This window comes from Kaistia dalseonensis (genome assembly GCF_030814715.1).
Classification (GTDB): domain Bacteria; phylum Pseudomonadota; class Alphaproteobacteria; order Rhizobiales; family Kaistiaceae; genus Kaistia; species Kaistia dalseonensis.
Genome location: NZ_JAUSVO010000001.1, coordinates 804,687 through 823,101, shown reverse-complemented (window position 1 = coordinate 823,101; position 18,415 = coordinate 804,687). Strand labels below are relative to the sequence as shown.

At 64.5% G+C, this 18,415-nt stretch carries 17 protein-coding genes; 7 read left to right on the top strand and 10 right to left on the bottom strand.

Annotated features, from left to right (window positions below; all coding sequences use genetic code 11):
* The first annotated feature begins 9 nt into the window (after positions 1 to 9).
* The 3 genes from QO014_RS03730 (at position 10) to QO014_RS03720 (ending at position 2,684) form a co-directional block, all read left to right on the top strand.
* Positions 10 to 1,242, top strand: a complete 1,233-nt coding sequence (locus QO014_RS03730; RefSeq protein WP_266347291.1) for a threonine ammonia-lyase — start codon at positions 10 to 12, stop codon at positions 1,240 to 1,242.
* Positions 1,243 to 1,358: 116 nt separating this feature from the next.
* Positions 1,359 to 1,859: an RDD family protein gene (locus QO014_RS03725; protein WP_266347290.1), complete on the top strand. Its 501-nt coding sequence runs from the start codon at positions 1,359 to 1,361 to the stop codon at positions 1,857 to 1,859.
* Between the two features lie 78 nt (positions 1,860 to 1,937).
* Positions 1,938 to 2,684, top strand: a complete 747-nt coding sequence (locus QO014_RS03720) for an arginyltransferase (RefSeq protein WP_266347289.1) — start codon at positions 1,938 to 1,940, stop codon at positions 2,682 to 2,684.
* 131 nt (positions 2,685 to 2,815) lie between these two features.
* Here QO014_RS03720 and QO014_RS03715 read toward each other — a convergent pair whose 3' ends face one another.
* The 3 genes from QO014_RS03715 to puuE are packed head-to-tail and all read right to left on the bottom strand — an operon-like array spanning position 2,816 to position 6,578.
* Entirely contained in the window at positions 2,816 to 3,346 is a 531-nt protein-coding gene (locus tag QO014_RS03715) for an ATP-binding protein (RefSeq protein ID WP_266347288.1), read from the bottom strand.
* A gap of 6 nt (positions 3,347 to 3,352) precedes the next feature.
* Positions 3,353 to 5,608: a DNA topoisomerase IV subunit A gene (gene parC / locus QO014_RS03710; RefSeq protein WP_266347784.1), complete on the bottom strand. Its 2,256-nt coding sequence runs from the start codon at positions 5,606 to 5,608 to the stop codon at positions 3,353 to 3,355.
* Between the two features lie 58 nt (positions 5,609 to 5,666).
* Positions 5,667 to 6,578 (bottom strand): allantoinase PuuE, encoded by a 912-nt coding sequence (gene puuE, locus QO014_RS03705; protein WP_266347783.1) that lies wholly within the window; start codon positions 6,576 to 6,578, stop codon positions 5,667 to 5,669.
* A 198-nt stretch (positions 6,579 to 6,776) separates the two neighbouring features.
* Here puuE and QO014_RS03700 point away from each other — a divergent pair, with 198 nt between their 5' ends.
* The gene (locus QO014_RS03700; RefSeq protein ID WP_266347287.1) at positions 6,777 to 6,992 is read left to right on the top strand and encodes a hypothetical protein; all 216 of its coding nucleotides are present in this window, start codon (positions 6,777 to 6,779) and stop codon (positions 6,990 to 6,992) included.
* A 346-nt stretch (positions 6,993 to 7,338) separates the two neighbouring features.
* Entirely contained in the window at positions 7,339 to 8,172 is an 834-nt protein-coding gene (locus QO014_RS03695; protein ID WP_266347286.1) for a DUF1194 domain-containing protein, read from the top strand.
* An 18-nt stretch (positions 8,173 to 8,190) separates the two neighbouring features.
* Here QO014_RS03695 and pssA read toward each other — a convergent pair whose 3' ends face one another.
* From pssA to QO014_RS03675, 4 genes are all read right to left on the bottom strand, one after another.
* The gene (gene pssA / locus QO014_RS03690; protein WP_266347285.1) at positions 8,191 to 9,021 is read right to left on the bottom strand and encodes a CDP-diacylglycerol--serine O-phosphatidyltransferase; all 831 of its coding nucleotides are present in this window, start codon (positions 9,019 to 9,021) and stop codon (positions 8,191 to 8,193) included.
* A complete protein-coding gene (locus QO014_RS03685) occupies positions 9,022 to 9,741 on the bottom strand; it encodes a phosphatidylserine decarboxylase (RefSeq protein WP_266347782.1) in 720 nt (239 codons plus the stop codon).
* 139 nt (positions 9,742 to 9,880) lie between these two features.
* Complete coding sequence (locus QO014_RS03680; protein ID WP_266347284.1) at positions 9,881 to 11,848, bottom strand: ABCB family ABC transporter ATP-binding protein/permease; 1,968 nt, start codon at positions 11,846 to 11,848, stop codon at positions 9,881 to 9,883.
* A gap of 131 nt (positions 11,849 to 11,979) precedes the next feature.
* On the bottom strand, positions 11,980 to 13,509 hold the full coding sequence (locus QO014_RS03675; RefSeq protein ID WP_266347283.1) for a LysM peptidoglycan-binding domain-containing protein: 1,530 nt from the start codon (positions 13,507 to 13,509) through the stop codon (positions 11,980 to 11,982).
* A 227-nt stretch (positions 13,510 to 13,736) separates the two neighbouring features.
* On the opposite strand from QO014_RS03675, the gene QO014_RS03670 reads away from it, so the two are divergent.
* A complete protein-coding gene (locus tag QO014_RS03670; RefSeq protein WP_266347781.1) occupies positions 13,737 to 14,348 on the top strand; it encodes an LOG family protein in 612 nt (203 codons plus the stop codon).
* Between the two features lie 45 nt (positions 14,349 to 14,393).
* Here QO014_RS03670 and QO014_RS03665 read toward each other — a convergent pair whose 3' ends face one another.
* The 3 genes from QO014_RS03665 to QO014_RS03655 form a co-directional block, all read right to left on the bottom strand.
* Complete coding sequence (locus QO014_RS03665) at positions 14,394 to 14,693, bottom strand: hypothetical protein (protein ID WP_266347282.1); 300 nt, start codon at positions 14,691 to 14,693, stop codon at positions 14,394 to 14,396.
* Between the two features lie 121 nt (positions 14,694 to 14,814).
* The gene (gene cimA, locus QO014_RS03660) at positions 14,815 to 16,413 is read right to left on the bottom strand and encodes a citramalate synthase (RefSeq protein WP_266347281.1); all 1,599 of its coding nucleotides are present in this window, start codon (positions 16,411 to 16,413) and stop codon (positions 14,815 to 14,817) included.
* On the bottom strand, positions 16,410 to 16,646 hold the full coding sequence (locus QO014_RS03655) for a CysS/YqeB C-terminal domain-containing protein (protein ID WP_266347280.1): 237 nt from the start codon (positions 16,644 to 16,646) through the stop codon (positions 16,410 to 16,412). The genes cimA and QO014_RS03655 overlap by 4 nt, the downstream gene beginning before the upstream one ends.
* Before the next feature lie 266 nt (positions 16,647 to 16,912).
* On the opposite strand from QO014_RS03655, the gene QO014_RS03650 reads away from it, so the two are divergent.
* Positions 16,913 to 18,355, top strand: coding sequence for a DHA2 family efflux MFS transporter permease subunit (locus QO014_RS03650; RefSeq protein WP_266347279.1), 1,443 nt, complete (start codon positions 16,913 to 16,915; stop codon positions 18,353 to 18,355).
* Positions 18,356 to 18,415: the final 60 nt, after the last annotated feature.

Here is an 18,415-nt window from a genome sequence, read left to right as displayed (position 1 = left end):
GAGATTGCAATGAACGAAACGGCCTTGCCGCCCCTTCCGACGATCGACGACATACGCGATGCCGCGCGGCTGATCGAGGGCGAGGTGTTGAAGACCCCGCTCCTGCCAGCGCCGCGCCTCTCGCAGCTGACCGGCGCGACGGTCACGGTGAAATACGAAAACCTTCAGGTCACCTCCTCCTTCAAGGAGCGTGGCGCGCTGGTGAAGCTGCTCTCGCTGAGCGCGGATGAACGGCGCCATGGCGTCGTCGCCATGTCGGCTGGCAATCACGCGCAGGCCGTCGCCTATCATGCCGAGCGGCTGAAGATCCCCGCCACGATCGTCATGCCGCGGTCCACACCCTTCGTGAAGATCGAGGCGACGCGCTCATTCGGCGCCAGGGTCGTGGTCGAGGGCGAGACACTGGCGGAATCGCAGGCGATCGCGAACGAGATCGGGGAGACGACCGGCGCGATCTGGGTCCACCCCTATGACGATCCGCATGTCATTCGCGGCCAGGGCACGATCGCGCTGGAAATGATCGAGGCCGGTCCGCCGCTCGATGTTCTCGTCGTGCCCATCGGCGGCGGCGGCCTGATCGGCGGCATGGCGATCGCGACCAAGGCGCTTTCGCCCCGGACCAAGGTCATCGGCGTCGAGACGGAGCTTTATCCATCCATGCGCGCCGCTCTCGACGGCCGGGTCGAGGAATGCGGCGGCAATACGCTCGCCGAAGGCATCGCGGTCAAGAATGTCGGCCGCCTGACGCTGGAGATTGCGCGGCGCTATGTCGACGACGTGCTCCTCGTGCCCGAGAGCGCCATCGAGCGTGCGGTCAACGCCTATCTGACACTGCAGAAGACCATGGCGGAGGGCGCGGGCGCAGCCGGCCTCGCGGCGCTGCTCGCCTTCCCCGAGCGTTTCGCTGGCCAACGCGTCGGCCTCGTCCTCTCCGGTGGCAATATTGACCCGCGCATCGCGGCCTCGATCATGGTGCGCGAACTCGCCCGCGCCGAGCGGATCATCTCCTTCCGCCTGAGCATCCCCGACCGGCCAGGCATATTGGCCGACATCGCCACCATCATCGGCCGTGGCGGCGGCAATATTCTCGAGGTCCTGCACCACCGCCGGCTTCTCAGCGTGCCGGCCAAGGGCGCCAGCGTCGACATCACGATTGAGACCCACGGACCCGACCACGGCCGTGAAATCGAGGCGGCACTGGCGGAGCGCGGCTATATCGTCCACCGCCTCGAGGCCCCCTGAGCCCCGATGCTGGCGAAAGTTCTTGAAATGAACGGCCGCTGCTCACATTTCTGAGAGCAGTGAGATGGGCGGTTCGCACGCGCGCCGAACCAGCAGCGTGCAGGGGTAATTCGACGATGACGCAGTATGACGTGAGCTATAGCGCCTACGGTGCCGCGTTCGATCCATTCCGCGAGCCGGAGCTGTTCAGCGGCGTGCTTTCGAAGCGGGTTCTGGCCTTTATCGTCGATGCCATACTGGTGGGTCTGTTCCTTCTGCTCGCTTCCGTCGTGATCTTCGCGCTGGGCGTCGTCACGCTCGGCATTGGCTGGTTCCTCTTTGCGCTGCCGCTCTTCGCGATCGTTGCCGTGCTCTATGTGGCCTTGACGCTGGGCGGCCCGAACGCGGGTACGCCCGGCATGCGGCTCGCCGGCCTCCAGATCCGCAGCATGTCGGGCGAGCGGATCGGCTTCATCATTGCCGCCGCGCACGCATTGCTGTTCTGGTTCTCATTGTCCTTCCTGACGCCGCTGGTGCTGATTGTCGGCCTGTTCTCCAATCGCAAGCGCCTGCTGCACGACATCCTGCTCGGCACCGTCATCATGAATGCCGATCCCTTGATCCGCACGCGGCGCTGAGGATGCAATTTCCGCTTTCGACATCGGCGGCGGGCTATTAACCTGACTAAGAGTTGAGGCCTGTCGACCAGCGGATTGATGACACAGCATTCGACCGAGACGCCGCAGTTCTTCCTGACCGCGCCATCCCCCTGCCCCTATCTCCCGGGGCAGATGGAGCGAAAGGTCTTCACGCATCTCGTTGGCGATCGCGCCTCGGCGCTCAATGAAATCCTGACGCAGGGCGGCTTCCGGCGCAGCCAGAACATCGCCTATCGGCCAGCCTGCGAGACGTGCAAGGCCTGCGTCTCGGTGCGCGTTCCCGTCGAGCGCTTCATCGTCACCAAGGGCTTCCGGCGCATCATCGAGAAGAACCGCGACCTAGTCGGCACGCGGGTCGATCCCGCCCCCACCTCCGAGCAGTATTCGCTTTTCCGCGCCTATCTCGACGCGCGCCATTCCGATGGCGGCATGGCCGACATGACGGTGCTCGACTATGCGATGATGGTCGAGGACACGCATGTCGACACCATGCTCGTCGAGTATCGCTTCCGCGGACCGGATTCAGCCATCACGGGGCAGGGCGACGGGCCGCTGATCGCGACCGCCCTCACCGATCTGCTCTCAGACGGGCTGTCGATGGTCTATTCGTTCTACGAGCCGGACTATCTCGATCGCTCGCTCGGCACGATGATGATCCTCGATCACATCACCCGCGCCCGGAAGATGGGCCTGCCCTATGTCTATCTCGGCTATTGGGTGAACGGCTCGCGCAAGATGGGCTACAAGGCGCGCTTCCAGCCGCAGGAGCATCTCGGCGCCCGGGGCTGGGAACCGATGCCCTGAAAATATCAGGCTCGGATTGGTCTCTGCGACGACTCCCCGCGCAGCGTGATTACGGGTGTTGAAACAGCCGGCGGATCGGGCCGGTCAGGCACCACCCTGCCGATGCCAGCAAAACCCTCGCCGGCTATTCGTCACAGGCCACGCCGACACCTTGAGAGGATGTCATCGACGACGCTCATCAGCGGGGCGGTCGCGTCGATGGCCGTCGCAGTTGCCGGCACGTTGTCCTGCGCCCCGTGCAACAGCCGGATGAATGCTCGCTGCTCCGGCGTGCCGCCAAACTCATCATGCGGTCGGTCGGCCAGCCGGCTTTCCAATGTGTCGGGGTCAATGCTGAGGACGAAGACATCGTCGAACCAGCCGATGAAGCGATGGAAGTTCCGGGAGCCACCGCAGAAGAACGTGATCGGATGGCTCTGATCCGCAACCAGCGACCGGACCTTGTCGACATCCCAAATATGATGCCTGTGTTCGAAGGCGACATCGCCGCCTGATCCGTCACGCGCGGCAGAACTGAGCGGCTCGCCCGTTTCCGGATCGCCCTGATAGGCCAGTTCGCGGTCGCCATGGACGACATGATGGCCGCGCCGTTGCAGTTCTGATGCAACCGATGTCTTGCCGGACCCGGAAACACCCTCGATCAGATAGTTCCTGACGCCCATCGAGATTCAGAGCGGCGGCGTGCCGAAGCTGTTGGACTTCGGGAAACGATCCGGCGGCAGGCGGCCTGCCTGGCCGCGCTCGGCGATGAAGTCCTTCAACTCTTCCGCTGTGCGCGTGTAGTTGCGGCCCGACGAATCGACCCATGTCAGGCCGTCCGCCCGCGTGAAGACGCGAATGTCGGCCGGGCCGCCATCCTTGTAGCGCTGGAGGCGAACACCCTTGCCGCGCGTCATTTCCGGGATCTGCTCGAGCGGGAAGATCAGGAATTTGCGGTTCTCGCCGATGACGGCGACCAGATCGCCCGCGGCCTCGACGCAGAGCTTCGCTTCCTCGGTGCCGTCGACGTTCAGGACCTGCTTGCCCTTGCGCGTATTGGCGATCACCTCGGTCTCGGGCACGACGAAGCCACGCCCCTCGGTGGAAGCGAGCAGCAGCTTGCGGCCGGGCTTGTGCACGAAGACCGTGACGATGTCCTGGTCGTTTTCCATGTCGACCATCAGGCGGATCGGCTCGCCATGGCCGCGGCCGCCCGGCAGCTTGTCGGCGCCGAGCGTGTAGAACTTGCCGCCGGTCGAGAACACCAGCAGCTTGTCCGTCGTCTCCGCGTGGAGCGCGATCTTGAGCTGGTCGTCGGTCTTGAACGTCAGCGTAGCGAAATCGCTGACATGGCCCTTCAGCGCACGAATCCAGCCCTTCTCCGAGACGATCACGGTGATCGGCTCGCGCTCGATCATCGATTGCTGGATATCGGCCACGTCGTGCTCGGGCGCGTCGGCAAAGCCCGAGCGGCGCTTGCCGAGCGGTGTCTCCGGGCCGAACGTCTTGCGGATCTCGCCGATCTGCCAGGCGATGGTCTGCCATTGTTTCGGCTCGGATGCGAGCAACGCCTCGATCTGCGCCATCTCCTCGGAGAGGTTCGCATGCTCGCGGCGAAGCTCCATCTCCTCGAGCTTGCGCAGGGAGCGCAGCCTCATGTTGAGGATCGCCTCGGCCTGCACGTCGGTGAGCTCGAAGGTCCGCATCAGTTCGGCCTTCGGCTCATCCTCCTCGCGGATGATCCGGATCACCTCGTCGAGATTGAGATAAGCGATGATGTAGCCGCCGAGGATCTCCAGCCGGCGGCGGATCTGATCCAGGCGGAACTCGGAACGGCGCAGCAGGACTTCGCGCCGATGGTCGAGCCATTCGCGCAGCACCTCGCCAAGGCTCATCACCTTCGGCACGACGCCCTTGGAGAGGACGTTCATGTTGAGCGAGATGCGGCTTTCCAGATCGCTCATCTTGAAGAGCGATTCCATGAGCAGCGCCGCATCGACGGTGCGCGCACGCGGCTCCAGCACGATGCGGACATCCTCGGTGGATTCGTCGCGGACATCGGCGAGCAAGGGTACGCGGCGCGTCTGGACCAGTTCGGCCAGTTTCTCGATCAGGCGCGATTTCTGCACCTGATACGGGATCTCGGTCACGACGATCAGATAGGTGCCGCGGCCCTGATCCTCGACATGCCAGCGCGCGCGGACGCGGAAACCGCCCCTGCCCGTCCGGTAGGATTCGAGAATGGACGAACGGCTCTCGACGATCAGTCCGCCAGTCGGGAAGTCCGGGCCCTGAATGTGCTTGACCAGTTCCTCGACCGGCGCATCGGGCTGCTTGATCAAAAGAAGCGCCGCGTCGCAGATCTCCGCCACATTATGCGGCGGGATCGAGGTCGCCATGCCGACGGCAATGCCGGAAGAACCATTGGCGAGCAGGTTCGGGAAATTGCCGGGGAGCACGATCGGTTCGCGCTCTTCGCCGTCATAGGTCTCGCGGAAATCGACGGCGTTCTCGTCGATGCCTTCGAGCAGCAGCGCCGCGACCTCGGTCATCCGCGCTTCGGTGTAGCGCATCGCGGCGGCGCCATCGCCGTCTATGTTGCCGAAATTGCCCTGCCCGTCGACGAGCGGAAAGCGAACGGCGAAATCCTGCGCCAGGCGGACCAGCGCATCATAGACGGACTGGTCGCCATGCGGGTGATACTTGCCGATGACGTCGCCGACGACACGGGCGGACTTCTTGAAGCCCGTATTCGGATCAAGCCGGAGTTGCCGCATCGCATAGAGGATGCGGCGATGAACCGGCTTCAGCCCGTCGCGCGCATCGGGCAATGCCCGATGCATGATCGTCGACAGCGCATAAGCGAGATAGCGCTCCTCGAGCGCCTCGCGAAGGTTGATGCTCTCAATGTCGCCGCCCGACGGCGGAATCAGCGCTTTTCCCATGACCAAGGGAAGTACAAGCCGATTGCCGCCGAATCAAGGAAAGCTGCGATTAGCCTGTTCACGCCGGCTTGTGGTGGGCGTGCCAATGCCAGGCGATGTCGATCCGGCGCGGGATCCAGACCTTCTCCTTCGACGCGACATAGTCGACGAAGCGGGCAAGGGCCGCGGCGCGTCCGGGGCGACCAACGAGACGGCAATGCAGGCCGACGCTCATCATCTTCGGCGAGCCCTCCTCGCCCTCCTGATAGAGGACGTCGAAGGTGTCTTTCAGATAGGTGAAGAACTGATCGCCCGAATTGAAGCCCTGCGGCGTGGCAAAGCGCATGTCATTCGCCTCGAGCGTATAGGGGATGATCAGGTGCGGCCCGTTCGGTCCTTCAACCCAATAGGGGAGATCATCGGCATAACTATCTGAGGTATAGAGGAAACCGCCCTCCTCCATCAGGATCTTCAGCGTATTGTCGGAGGGCTTGCCCTGGTAGAAGCCCAGCGGACGCGATCCGGCGATTTCGGTGTGAAGACGGATCGCCTCCATGATGTGGCGCCGCTCTTCCTCCTCCGGGAAGTCCTTGTATTCGAGCCAGCGCAGCCCGTGGCTCGCCAGTTCCCAGTCCGCTTCCTTCATGGCGGCAACCGCGTCCGGATTGCGCGCCATGGCGAGTGTCACGCCGTAGCAGGTCACCGGAATCTTGCGGCTTTCGAACAGGCGCCAGAGCCGCCAGAAGCCGGCGCGGGAGCCATATTCATAGATCGATTCCATGTTGAGATTGCGCTGACCCGGCCAGGGCTGGGAGCCGACGATCTCGGAGAGAAGCGATTCGGACGCCTTGTCGCCGTCGAGGATGTTGCTCTCGCCGCCTTCCTCGTAATTGACGACGAACTGCACGGCGACATTGGCCCCGCCCGGCCATTTCGGATCGGGCGTGTTCCGGCCATAGCCGATCAGGTCGCGCGGGTACGGGGTCGTCATCGTCATCAAGCTCTCTGTCTGGATGCAGGTCGTTTTCGGAATGAACCGCTACTGCATCAGAGAGCAGGCGCGCGGACAAGAGCGGCCGAACGACATGACGCCGCGCCCTCGCGATTTACGCGACGTTAACCTTCATGGATCAAACTTTAATCGATTGGTAGCCATCGACGCGCTGCCAACCGTCCAAGGAGGACAGACATGCAGGCCGTGCCGAGAGAGTTCCAGGTCGCGACGCTTCCGGCGGACGATCCCCGCTTCATGGCCGCGCTCGACCTGCAGATTGCCCAGATGCGTCGTGTGCTCGAACTGATGGCGCCGACCACCGGCGCCGATGCGCTCCGCTCGTTGCGCGACGCCTTCCCGAATGCCCCCTTCGAAGAGCGCGCCCGCGCTGTCGCGGGCCAGCGCGCCTGACCGGGCGCTGCATTCGGCCAAACGTGATTTGCGATCGCCAGGACACTGGCGACCTCTTGCTCGGCGGCCTGTTCTGACGAGGCATTGGCCACGCCGCTCCCTGACGCGCTCAATCCAAAGTTGCGGCCCGCAGCCCGAATGAACGGGCCGAAAGCACGCCGTGAATAAAGTCAGGCAACCGAACTTGCCGCGATAGAGTGTCGGTTTTTCCTCGCCCTCGAATGCACCAATTCGAGCAATACTCGCACGACATTTCCAATATCGCCTTTTGCGTGTATTGTGACGGTAAGTCATACGTTCCTTACCGCGAGCGGACACGCTTGGAAGTACTGGGCGAGTATCGGAAATGCAGCGCCGTCTCTCCAATGCTGTCCATTACTCCATCGAAGCGCTTGCGATATGCTTTGGACTCTTCGCATTTGCAGCACGGGCTCATGCGGCGAGTGCAGCAAGCGGAGCGATCGTCGATCTCGAACTCGTCATCGCGGCCGATGTTTCGGTTTCCATGGACGTCCATGAGCGACGCCTGCAGCAGCAGGGCTTTGTCGAAGCCTTTCGCGATCCGGAGGTGATCGGCGCCATCACCGGGGGGCCGCACGGTCGCATCGCGGTAACCTTCGTCGAATGGGGCGGTGTCGATCGTCAGGTCGTCGTGACGCCGTGGCGAGTGATCGAGGATAAGGCGTCCGCCTATGCCTTTGCCGGCGATCTGGAGCGGCGCGTGCCGGGACGGCTGGCACGCGGCACGGCCATTGGCGACGCGCTGATCAGGTCGGCTTCACTCTTCGAGGGAAACGGCATTCACGGCGCCCGCCAGGCCATCGACCTTTCAGGTGACGGCGTGAGCAACAATGGCCGGCCGCTGGAACTCGCCAGGCAGAGTGTGCTCGCGAAAGGCATCACCATCAACGGGCTGCCGATCGCCTATCGGGACGTCGGCCTCAATCTGACCGCCGCGGAGGAAGAACTGCCGCCGGAGATGCTGGTGCGCTATTTCCAGGACGACGTCATCGGAGGACCCGGCGCCTTCGTCCAGCCCGTCCTTCATATCGATGATTTTTCCGACGCGATCCGCAGCAAGCTGATCCGCGAAATCCGCGGGCGGACGGAGATCAGCATGCTCGGCGACCTTGAGCACTGGCCCTACGTCATCGGGCAGGACCTATCCACGATGCGCTGACGGCAGGCGCGGGTTGACTCAGTCCGCGGCCCGATGCGGGCTCGCCGACGGGGCCGGGTGACTGCGGCTGAGCTTCTGCCATGCCCGCCAGCCGATGGGCAGGGCGATCAGATAGGCGATCGCGCCGCCGGCGAGCACATGCCACGGATAGCTCAGAAGCGACGCCGCCAGCACGACGACCACGACGAAGAGCGGCAGCACGATCTCGCGCGGCACTCTGGCGCTGAACTTCTTGCCCGACCAGGTCGGCAGACGGCTCACCATCAGGAGCCCCACGGCAATCGTGTAGACGAGCACGATCGGCACGGTGAAGCGGCCATTCGGAACGTCCAGATTTTCGAGATAGACGGGCAACAAGACGATCAGCGCGCCGGCCGGCGCCGGAACGCCGGTGAAGAAATCCTGCTGCCAGTCCGGCTTCTTCGGCCCATCCAGCGCGACGTTGAACCGCGCCAGCCGCAGGGCACCGCAGATCGCGAAGACGAGCGCGGCGATCCAGCCGAGCGAGCGTGCCTCGTCGAGCGTCCAGACGTAAAGCATGATGGCCGGGGCGACGCCGAAATTGACGAAATCGGCCAACGAGTCGAGCTCGGCGCCGAAACGCGATGTCGAGCGCAAGAGCCGTGCGACGCGGCCATCGACGGCGTCGAGCACCGCTGCGATGACGATCATGGCGATCGCCTCGCCATAGCGCGCCTCGATCGACATGCGGATCGCGGTCAGCCCTGCGCAAAGGCCGAGCAGCGTGATCAGATTGGGCAGGATCATCCGGATGGGGATCTGGCGGACCTGCCTCAGGCGTGGCCGATTGCCGTCATCCGGGTCGAAGGGCGGAAACAGGGTCTCCATTTAATCGACCCGCGCCGCGCGATCGATCGCCGGGCCGCCGAAGCGCGCCAGCACCGATTCGCCGGCAATGGCCGTCTGGCCCTCCGAGACGAGCGGATAGGCGCCTTCCGGCAGATAGACATCGAGCCGGGACCCAAAGCGGATCAGGCCGAAACGCTGCCCGGGCGCGAGCTCCTCGCCCTCGCGCGAGAAGCAGACGATGCGGCGCGCCACGAGACCAGCGATCTGCACGACGCCAACGACCCCAATGGCGCTCTCGATCAGGAGGCCATTGCGCTCATTGTCCTCGCTCGCCTTGTCGAGCTCGGCATTCAGGAACCGGCCGGGCTTGTAGGCAATCTTGCGAACGCGGCCGCCGACGGGCGCGCGGTTCACATGGCAATTGAAGACGTTCATGAAGACCGAGATGCGCATGCGCGGCGATGCGCCAAGGCCCAGCTCCGGCGGGGGAACGGCCGGTGCCACCGACGACACGCGTCCGTCGGCCGGGCTGATCACGAGATCGGCGCCAAGCGGCGTCACACGCGGCGGATCGCGGAAGAAATAGACGCACCACGCCGTCAGAAGCAGGCCGATCCAGAAGAGCGGCCCCCAGAGCCAGCCCAGGAAGAGCGATGCGAATGCCAGAATCGCAATGAACGGATAGCCTTCGCGGTGAATCGGGACGAAGGATCCCCGGATCGATTTCAGCACAGAATCCATGCTTCGCCCTGCCTCCATGTGAATGCGGCGCATCGGTAAACCATGGAACGGCGGGTCTGTGAAGCGCCGGACCGGCCGCGCCGGACAGATTGGCGGGGCAAACTCCGGCAATCCTCCGTTCCGGCGAGCCTTTGCACAGGCAGGGCGGCAGCGTGCCTCAGCCGATCGCCTCCAATTCGGCCTTAGGCCCGCGCTTGACGATGCCGAGCGTATCGGTCTCCTGCACCTGGCGCAGGCGCTCGGCAGCCTCGGCCGCCTCGCGCTGGCGGTTCCACATCGACGCATAGAGGCCGCCCTGGGCCATCAGCACGTCATGTCGGCCGCGTTCCTTGATCTGCCCCGCCTCGAGCACGATGATCTCGTCGGCATTGACCACCGTCGACAGGCGGTGGGCGATCACGAGCGTGGTGCGCCCGGCGGAGACACGGTCGAGCGCACCCTGGATCTCGCGCTCCGTATGCGTGTCGAGTGCCGAGGTCGCCTCGTCGAGGACGAGAATCGGCGGTGCCTTCAGGATCGTGCGCGCGATCGCGACACGCTGCTTCTCGCCACCCGAAAGCTTGAGGCCGCGCTCGCCCACTTCCGTGTCGAAGCCGTCCGGCAGCGTCTCGATGAAGGGGCCGATCTGCGCCATGCGCGCTGCCTCGCGCATCTCGGCGTCCGTGGCATCCGGCCGGCCATAGCGGATGTTGTAGGCGATGGTCTCGTTGAAGAGCACGGTATCCTGCGGCACCATGCCGATGACGGCGCGCACGCTCTTCTGCTGCACATCGCGGATATCGACGCCGTCGATCGTGATGCGCCCACTCGTCACGTCATAGAAGCGGAACATCAGCCGCGAGATGGTCGACTTTCCGGCCCCCGAGGGGCCGACGATCGCCACCGTCTTGCCGGCGGGCACCTCGAAGCTGATGCCCTTCAAGATCGCGCGGGCCGGGTCATAGGCGAACGTCACGTCCTCGAAACGAACGGCGCCTTCCTTGACCACCAGCGCAGGTGCGCCCGGCTTGTCCTGGACCTCTTCCGGCACGTCGAGAAGCTGGAACATGGCTTCCACATCAGCCAGCCCCTGCTTCAGCTCGCGATAGATCGTGCCGATGAAATTGAGCGGGAAGGAGAGCTGGATCAGCAGCGCGTTGATCATGACGAAATCGCCGATCGACTGCGTTCCGCGCATGATCGCCATGCCCGACATCACCATGCAGGTCGTCATGCCGAGTGTGAAGATCACGGTCTGGCCGAGGTTCAGCCAGGCGAGCGACGTCCAGGTCTTGATCGAGGCCTCTTCATAGCGCTCCAGCGACTGGTCGTAGCGCCGCGCCTCCATCTCCTCATTGCCGAAATATTTGACGGTCTCGTAGTTCAGCAGAGAATCGACGGCCTTGGCATTCGCCTCTGTATCGGAGGCGTTCATGTCGCGGCGGATCGCGATGCGCCAGTTCGAAGCCACCACGGTGAACCAGACATAGGCGACGATCGTCACCGTGATCACGCCGAGATAAGCGAGATCAAACTGATAGGCGATGACGACGGCCGCGAGGATGAACTCGAGCAGGGTCGGGAAGGTATTCAGGATGATGTGGTCGACGATGGCGTCGACGCCCTTCATGCCGTGATCCATCGTCCGCGACAGGCCACCCGTGCGGCGCTGAAGGTGGAAGCGCAGCGACAGGCGATGCATATGCACGAAGGCGCGGTGGCCGAGCTTGCGGATCGCATATTCGCTCACACGGGCAAACAGCGCGTCACGCAGCTGGTTGAAGGCGGTCAGCAGCACGCGGCCGAAGCCCCAGGCGATGATCAGCATGACCGGGACCGTCAGGATCAGCGAGACCGTCGCTGGCTCCTTGAGCGCGTCCGGGCCAACCAGCGCGTTGGTCGCCCATTTGTAGAGGAACGGGATCAGGACGGTGATGACCTTGGCGAAGACCAGCACCACCAGGGCAGCAACGACGCGGACCTTCAGATCGTTGCGATCGCGCGGCCAGATATAGGGCCAGAGGCGCTTGACCGTGGAAAAGGCCGTCGCCTCGTCCTGCAGCGCAGCCTTGGGATTGATCGGAATCTTCGGCGTACCGCTCGTGGATGCTGCATTCGCGGGCGCGGTGCTTGTGGGCGCACTCATTCTTCATTCCCCCAGTCGCGGGACGGCGGGCTCCCGGCAAGGAGGCCTCAAGACGAAACCGCGCCGCGGAGGGCCGCGACGCGGGTCAACCGGCGCTGACGCGCCATTTTATTGCAGATGGGGTGTCGAGTTCAGTTCGTCCAGCCCGTATCACCGGCCGGAAGCACAAAGATTTGCCCCGGATAGATCCAATGCGGATCGCGGATCTGGTCGTTGTTCGCCTCGTAGATGGTCGAGAAGCGAACGCCACGGCCATAGAGGCGGCGCGAAATCCGCCAGAGATTGTCACCGCGGCGGATAATCACCGATTGCGGCGCCGGCACGTCGCCGGAGGCATTGGCGCCGCCCGAACCGCTGCCAGCCGTCGTCACCGGGGCGAGTGCTGCAACGTCTTCCGTGCGATCGAACGGCACTTCGGCGCGGACGATGACCTGCCCCGTGCCCTCCTCGACCTGATCGACGCGGACATTGTGCCGGCCGGGGCTGACGGCGCGGGAGACTTCCAGGAGCCAACGGCCACCGACGCCCGGCTTCGCCTCGCCGACCAGCGTGCCGTCGACATAGATGCGTACGGTCTGGCCGGTCGCCGCAGAGCCCGCAATGTAGAGCTTGCCGTCCTCGAACTCGACCGCGTCGACGGTCACGCGCGGCGTGGTGGCAACGTCTGTGCCGGTCGTCGGCGCGGGCTTGTTTTCGGCTGTGGCGGTTTCACCCGTCGCGGGCGCGGCGGGAGCCGAAGCGGCACCGGACTGGGCCGTGGTCGCGGCACCATTGGCGCCCGCGCTCGCCGCGGCACCATCAGGCGCCGGCGTCGTGTTCGCCTGGGCCGTGGCGGTCTTCGTTTGGCCAGAGGCATCTGAGCCGGCAGCGCCCGGAGCCGGCGTCGTTTCGGCGGTCTGATTGTCGGCCGTCGTGCCGGGCGCGGCGCCCTCGCCTGCCGGCGGAGCGATCTGCTCGGCCACCTGCGGCGTGGGCTCGGCTGCCGGCTTCTGCAATACGCGGCTCGGCGCGTCCGGCTCGTTCAGGACCACGAGCGGCTCGCCATCGCCAGGCTTCGCGACCTCGACGGCCACGCGCTGGCCGGAGAATGATTCGGTCTTGCCATCCGGCGATGTCGCGCGGATCGAGAGATCATGCGTCCCGGGCGCCAGCGGCTTATCGATCGCGATCGCCCACTCGCCGCGCTCATTGGCCTTGGTCTCGCCGATCGGCGCGGACCCGTCCAGCACCTCAACCTTGGCCTTCGGGTCGGCAAGGCCGGCAACGACGGTTTCGCCCGAGGGTTCGACGCGAACGACATCGAAGGTGGGGCCAGTCTTCACGGTCTCGCCGGAATTGGCATTCTCGCCGACCTTGGGAGCCTCGCCTGCCTTGGCGCTCTCGCCGGTCGGGCTCGCAGACGGCACGGCTGACGCAGATTCGGTCGGCTTCGCCTGGCCATCGGCGCTGGAAGGAGCGGCATCAGTCGATGCGGCCGGCGCGCTCGACTGCGGCGCGGCTTCAGGAACAGCGGCCTTCTCGGCGTCGGCCACGGTCGCATCCGACTTCGAAGCCGGCTTGGCGATCAGGCCATAATATCCGCCGACGACGAGGACAACGATCGCGATTATCCCGGCAATCCGGCCGGATGTTTTCGGACCGGGTGGTGTCTGCTCAGCCATCGACGATCAAACCTGTCCCTCGTAACGGTGCGTCTATCCGCATCCGCTGCCCTGCGGGCTGCCAACTTCTTCGCCAGCACCTTGATGCGGTGCATTTTGCGGTGATCACCAACTTGTTATACGCGGATTCCGCAGCGCGACAAGGCGCAGAAACGGCTGATTCCCCTGCCTGCAAGCGTGGTTACCGGGTGCTTGACGATGCGTGCTGCGGATGCGAGGAAAGCTCTATGACAGCTCTTTCATCGATTTGCGTCTATTGCGGTTCCTCAGCGGGCGGCGATCCGATTTATGCCGCCGAGGCGGAGCGCCTCGGTCGCTCCATGGGCGCTGCCGGCATCGGTCTCGTCTATGGCGGCGGCTCGATCGGCCTGATGGGAATCATGGCCCGCTCGGTCATGGCGGCAGGCGGCCACGTCACGGGCATCATTCCGCAGTTCCTGAAAGAGCGCGAAGTCATGCTCGACACCGCGCATGAGCTCGTCGTGACCGGCGACATGCACGAGCGCAAGCGGGCCATGTTCGAGCGCTCGGACGCCTTCGTGGCGCTGCCGGGCGGTATCGGCACGCTGGAGGAACTGGTCGAGATGATGACCTGGGCCCAGCTCGGTCAGCACAAGAAGCCGGTGCTTCTCGCCAATATCAACGGTTTCTGGGACCCGCTGGTCAGCCTGCTGCGCCACATGGCCGATGAGGGCTTCATCCGCAACGGCTTCGAGGTCAGTTATCTCGTGGCCGACCGTGTAGAGGACATCGTCCCGAAGCTGCGGGCAGCGACAAGCGCGCCGCCCGCCAAGCACAAGGCGACGGAACCCGCATCGATCCCCATCGCAGATCTCTGATCGGACGGCGCGGCGGACCGGCCCGCCGCGCCGTCACCGTGATCTTCAGGCGCCCGAGTCGATCACCAGTCGGGGCAGTGGCCCTGGCGGCGGCGCGCTCAGATCCAAGCCGTGGATGGACGCGACCTCGGCGCTGAACCATTTCGTGAACGGATCGTCGCCCGCTCCGAATTTCGCAAAGGCGCCCGCGGGATCATCACCCTCCAGCGTCACGATGACGAAGTCTCCCATCGGCGTGTGCTGATGAAAGGCTCGCTCGCGGACGCCGCGCTTCTTGCGGCTTGCAACGAACTCGGCCTTGCGCTCTCCATTCAGCTTGCCGATGAAGTCTTCGAAATGCGCCATTTTTCCGCGCTCGATCGGTACGGCGATAGCAAACATTGTCATGCTGCTTCCTCCCATCGGTCCGGCTCACCCGGCCGGACCGACTTATTTTACGCCTTTCCGATCCATACAGACAGTGTGCCTAATTTGGCGCAACACCTTTCCTGATCAGCGTGTAGACGATCGAATCGATCAGCGCCTCGAACGAGGCGTCGACGACGTTTTCCGAGACGCCGATCGTCGACCAGCTGTCGCCTGACGAATCACGGCTCTCGATCAGCACGCGCGTCACGGCCTCGGTGCCGCCATTCAGGATGCGCACCTTGTAGTCGACCAGTTCGAGATCGGCGATCACGTCCTGATAGACGCCGAGATCCTTGCGCAGCGCGCGATCGAGCGCGTTGACCGGGCCATTGCCCTCGGCGACGGTCAGGAGCCGCTCGCCGCCGACGATCAGCTTAACGACTGCTTCCGACACCGACACCATCTTGCCAAGCGCGTTCAGCCGCCGCTCCACGGTGACGTGGAAGCTCTCCACAGTGAAGAAATCCGGCACATTGCCGAGCGTGCGCCGCGCCAGCAATTCGAACGAAGCGTCCGCGCCCTCATAAGAGTAGCCGATGGCCTCGCGCTCCTTCACCTCGGCGAGCAGCATATCGAGCCGCCGGTCCGACTTGTCGACGGGAATGCCGAGACGGGCGAGTTCGGCCAGCAGGTTGCTGCGGCCGGCCTGGTCGGACACGAGTACGCGGCGGTGGTTGCCGACCGATTCAGGCTCGACATGCTCGTAGGAGCTCGTCTCCTTGGCAATGGCGGACGCGTGGATACCGGCCTTCGTGGCGAAAGCCGAGGCGCCGACATAGGGCGCCTGGCGGTTCGGCGCGCGGTTCACGATCTCGTCGAACCGCCGCGACAGCGCCGTCAGGCCCTTCAGCGCCTCCAGCGTCACGCCGATCTCATAGGCCTGCGCATAGATGGGCTTCAGCAGCAGCGTCGGGATGATCGAGGTCAGGTTCGCATTGCCACACCGCTCGCCGATGCCGTTCAGCGTGCCCTGGATCTGGCGGGCGCCACCGCGCACGGCGGCGAGCGAATTCGCCACCGCCTGCTCGGTATCGTTATGGGCGTGAATGCCGAGATGGCTGCCCGGCACGTCGACGCTCACCGCGCGGACGATCGCCTCGACCTCGGCTGGCTGACTGCCGCCATTGGTGTCGCAAAGCACGATCCAGCGCGCCCCGGCCTCATAGGCCGTCCGCGCGCAAGCGATCGCATAATCCGGATTCGCCTTGTAGCCATCGAAGAAGTGCTCGCAATCGACCAGCGCCTCCTTGCCGGCGGCGATCGCCGCCGCAACGGACTGGCGAATGCCCTCGAGGTTCTCCTCCAGCGTCGCGCCGAGCGCCACCTTGACCTGGTGGTCCCAGCTCTTGGCGACGAAACACACCGCATCCGACTGGGCGGCGAGCAGCGTGTTGACACCGGGATCGTTGGAGAGGCTGACGCCGGCACGCTTCGTCATGCCGAAGGCGGTGAACCGCGCCCGCTCGGTCCGCTTCTCGGAGAAGAAGCGCGTATCCGTCGGGTTGGCGCCGGGATATCCCCCCTCGACATAGTCGAGGCCCAGTTCATCGAGCAGGCCCGCGATGAGGACCTTGTCCTCGACGGAAAAATCGACGCCGTTGGTCTGGGCGCCATCGCGCAGTGTTGTATCGAAGAGTGTCAGTCGTGCGCGCGTCATGGCGTCTCGTCTTTCGGCTTTACGTCCCAGGTCGTCCAGAATTCTCCGGTGGCTTCGTCCTTGCCGTCGATAATAATGAGACCCATGGCGTCGAGCGTCTTCCGAATCGAATCCGCCTTCGCAAAATCCTTGGCGCGGCGGGCGTCGATACGGTCCGCGATGAGCTGTTCGATGAGGATTTCGTCGAGGGGTTCGGTCGTCATCTGGTGTTCTTTCTTCTCTCGTCCCGACATGCGGGAACCTCCGGCCCGGCCGGAAGGTGGTCGGTCATACCCTCGCCATTCCGCGCGGCCAATCGAAATCTTGTTTTCCGGGCCTTTCGAGCGGCATATCGGAGCGCGATCACAACTGCGTGCCGAACGGTCACGCCGCTTGATCTATCGTAAGGCTGCAGTATTTTCCGCTCGCCGTCGGCTTCCGCCCCGCTCGCGATCGGCAGCAAGACCATCCAGACGAGACCGTGTTCGCGGACCCGTCGCCCGCGCCGGAATCGATCCCCATGCCTGCCCGCCTGCTGCCTGATCGTATCCTCCTCCCCTTGATCGTCGCCTGCGCCCTGTTCATGGAGAACCTCGACTCGACGGTTCTCTCGACCTCGCTCCCGGCGATCGCGCGGGATTTCGACACGAGCCCGATCAAGCTCAAGCTGGCGCTAACGTCCTATCTGCTGACGATCGCAATCTTCATTCCGGCCTCGGGCTGGCTCGCCGATCGCTTCGGCGCACGGACCATCTTCCGCCTTGCCATCATCCTCTTCACGGCCGGCTCCATCAGCTGCGGCCTGTCGCATTCGATCGGCGAGCTGGTCGCTTCCCGCGTGCTGCAGGGCATTGGCGGCGCGATGATGGTGCCGGTCGGCCGGCTGGTCATCCTGAAATCGGTCGCGAAATCGGAGCTGGTCGGCGCGCTCGCCTGGCTGACCGTGCCGGCGCTGATCGGCCCGGTGGTCGGCCCGCCGCTCGGCGGCTTCATCACGACCTATTTCGAATGGCGCTGGATCTTCTGGATCAACGTGCCGATCGGCGTGCTCGGCGTCGTCCTCGCCACGCTCTTCATTCCCGACATCCATGGCGAGGAACGCGTCAAGTTCGACTTCATCGGCTTTCTGCTGTCGAGCTTCGGGCTGGCCGGCTTCATCACCGGCTCGACCTCGCTCGGCCTCAACCTGATGCCCTGGCCGATCGTGCTCACGCTGCTCTTCTCCGGCGCGGCGCTGCTCGTCACCTATGTGATCTATAGCCGCCGCGTTCCGGCGCCGATCCTCGATCTGTCGCTCTTCGCCATTCCGAGCTTCTCGGCGAGCGTCATCGGCGGCCTGCTCTTCCGAATCGGCATCGGCGCCCTGCCCTTCCTGCTGCCGCTGATGCTGCAGCTCGGCTACGGGCTGACGCCGTTCCAGTCCGGATCGATCACTTTCGTCTCGGCCATCGGCGCCATTGCGATGAAGTTCGTCGCGCCGCCGCTGTTGCGCCGTTTCGGCTTCCGCACGGTGCTGATCGCGAACTCCTTCATCGCGGCCTTCTTCGTGGCGGTGCCGGCTGCCTTCTCGATCGGCACGCCCATGCATCTGATCACAGGGCTGCTTTTTGTCGGCGGCTTCTTCCGCTCGCTGCAATTCACCAGCGCCAACGCGCTGTCCTTCGCCGACGTGCCGCAGGCACGCATGAGCCGCGCCACGAGCATGACCAGCGTCTTTCAGCAGCTCTCCATGTCGATCGGCGTGTCGATTGGCGCCATCGCGCTGGAGCTCAGCCTGAACGCATCCGGCGGCGTCATCGATGTCTCGACCTTCCGCCCGGCCTTCATCGCCATCGGCGTGATCTCGATGTGCTCGGCGATCTTCTTCATCAGGATGCCGCGCGACGCGGGCGAGGAAATGTCCGGGCGGCCGCGCAAGAACCTGGCACCCGACCCGGTCACGGCGATGCGCGAGCGGGCCTGACGCTACAGAGCGATCCGTGGGTTCAACGGATAGGGATGAACCAACGCCCGTGCAGGAAAA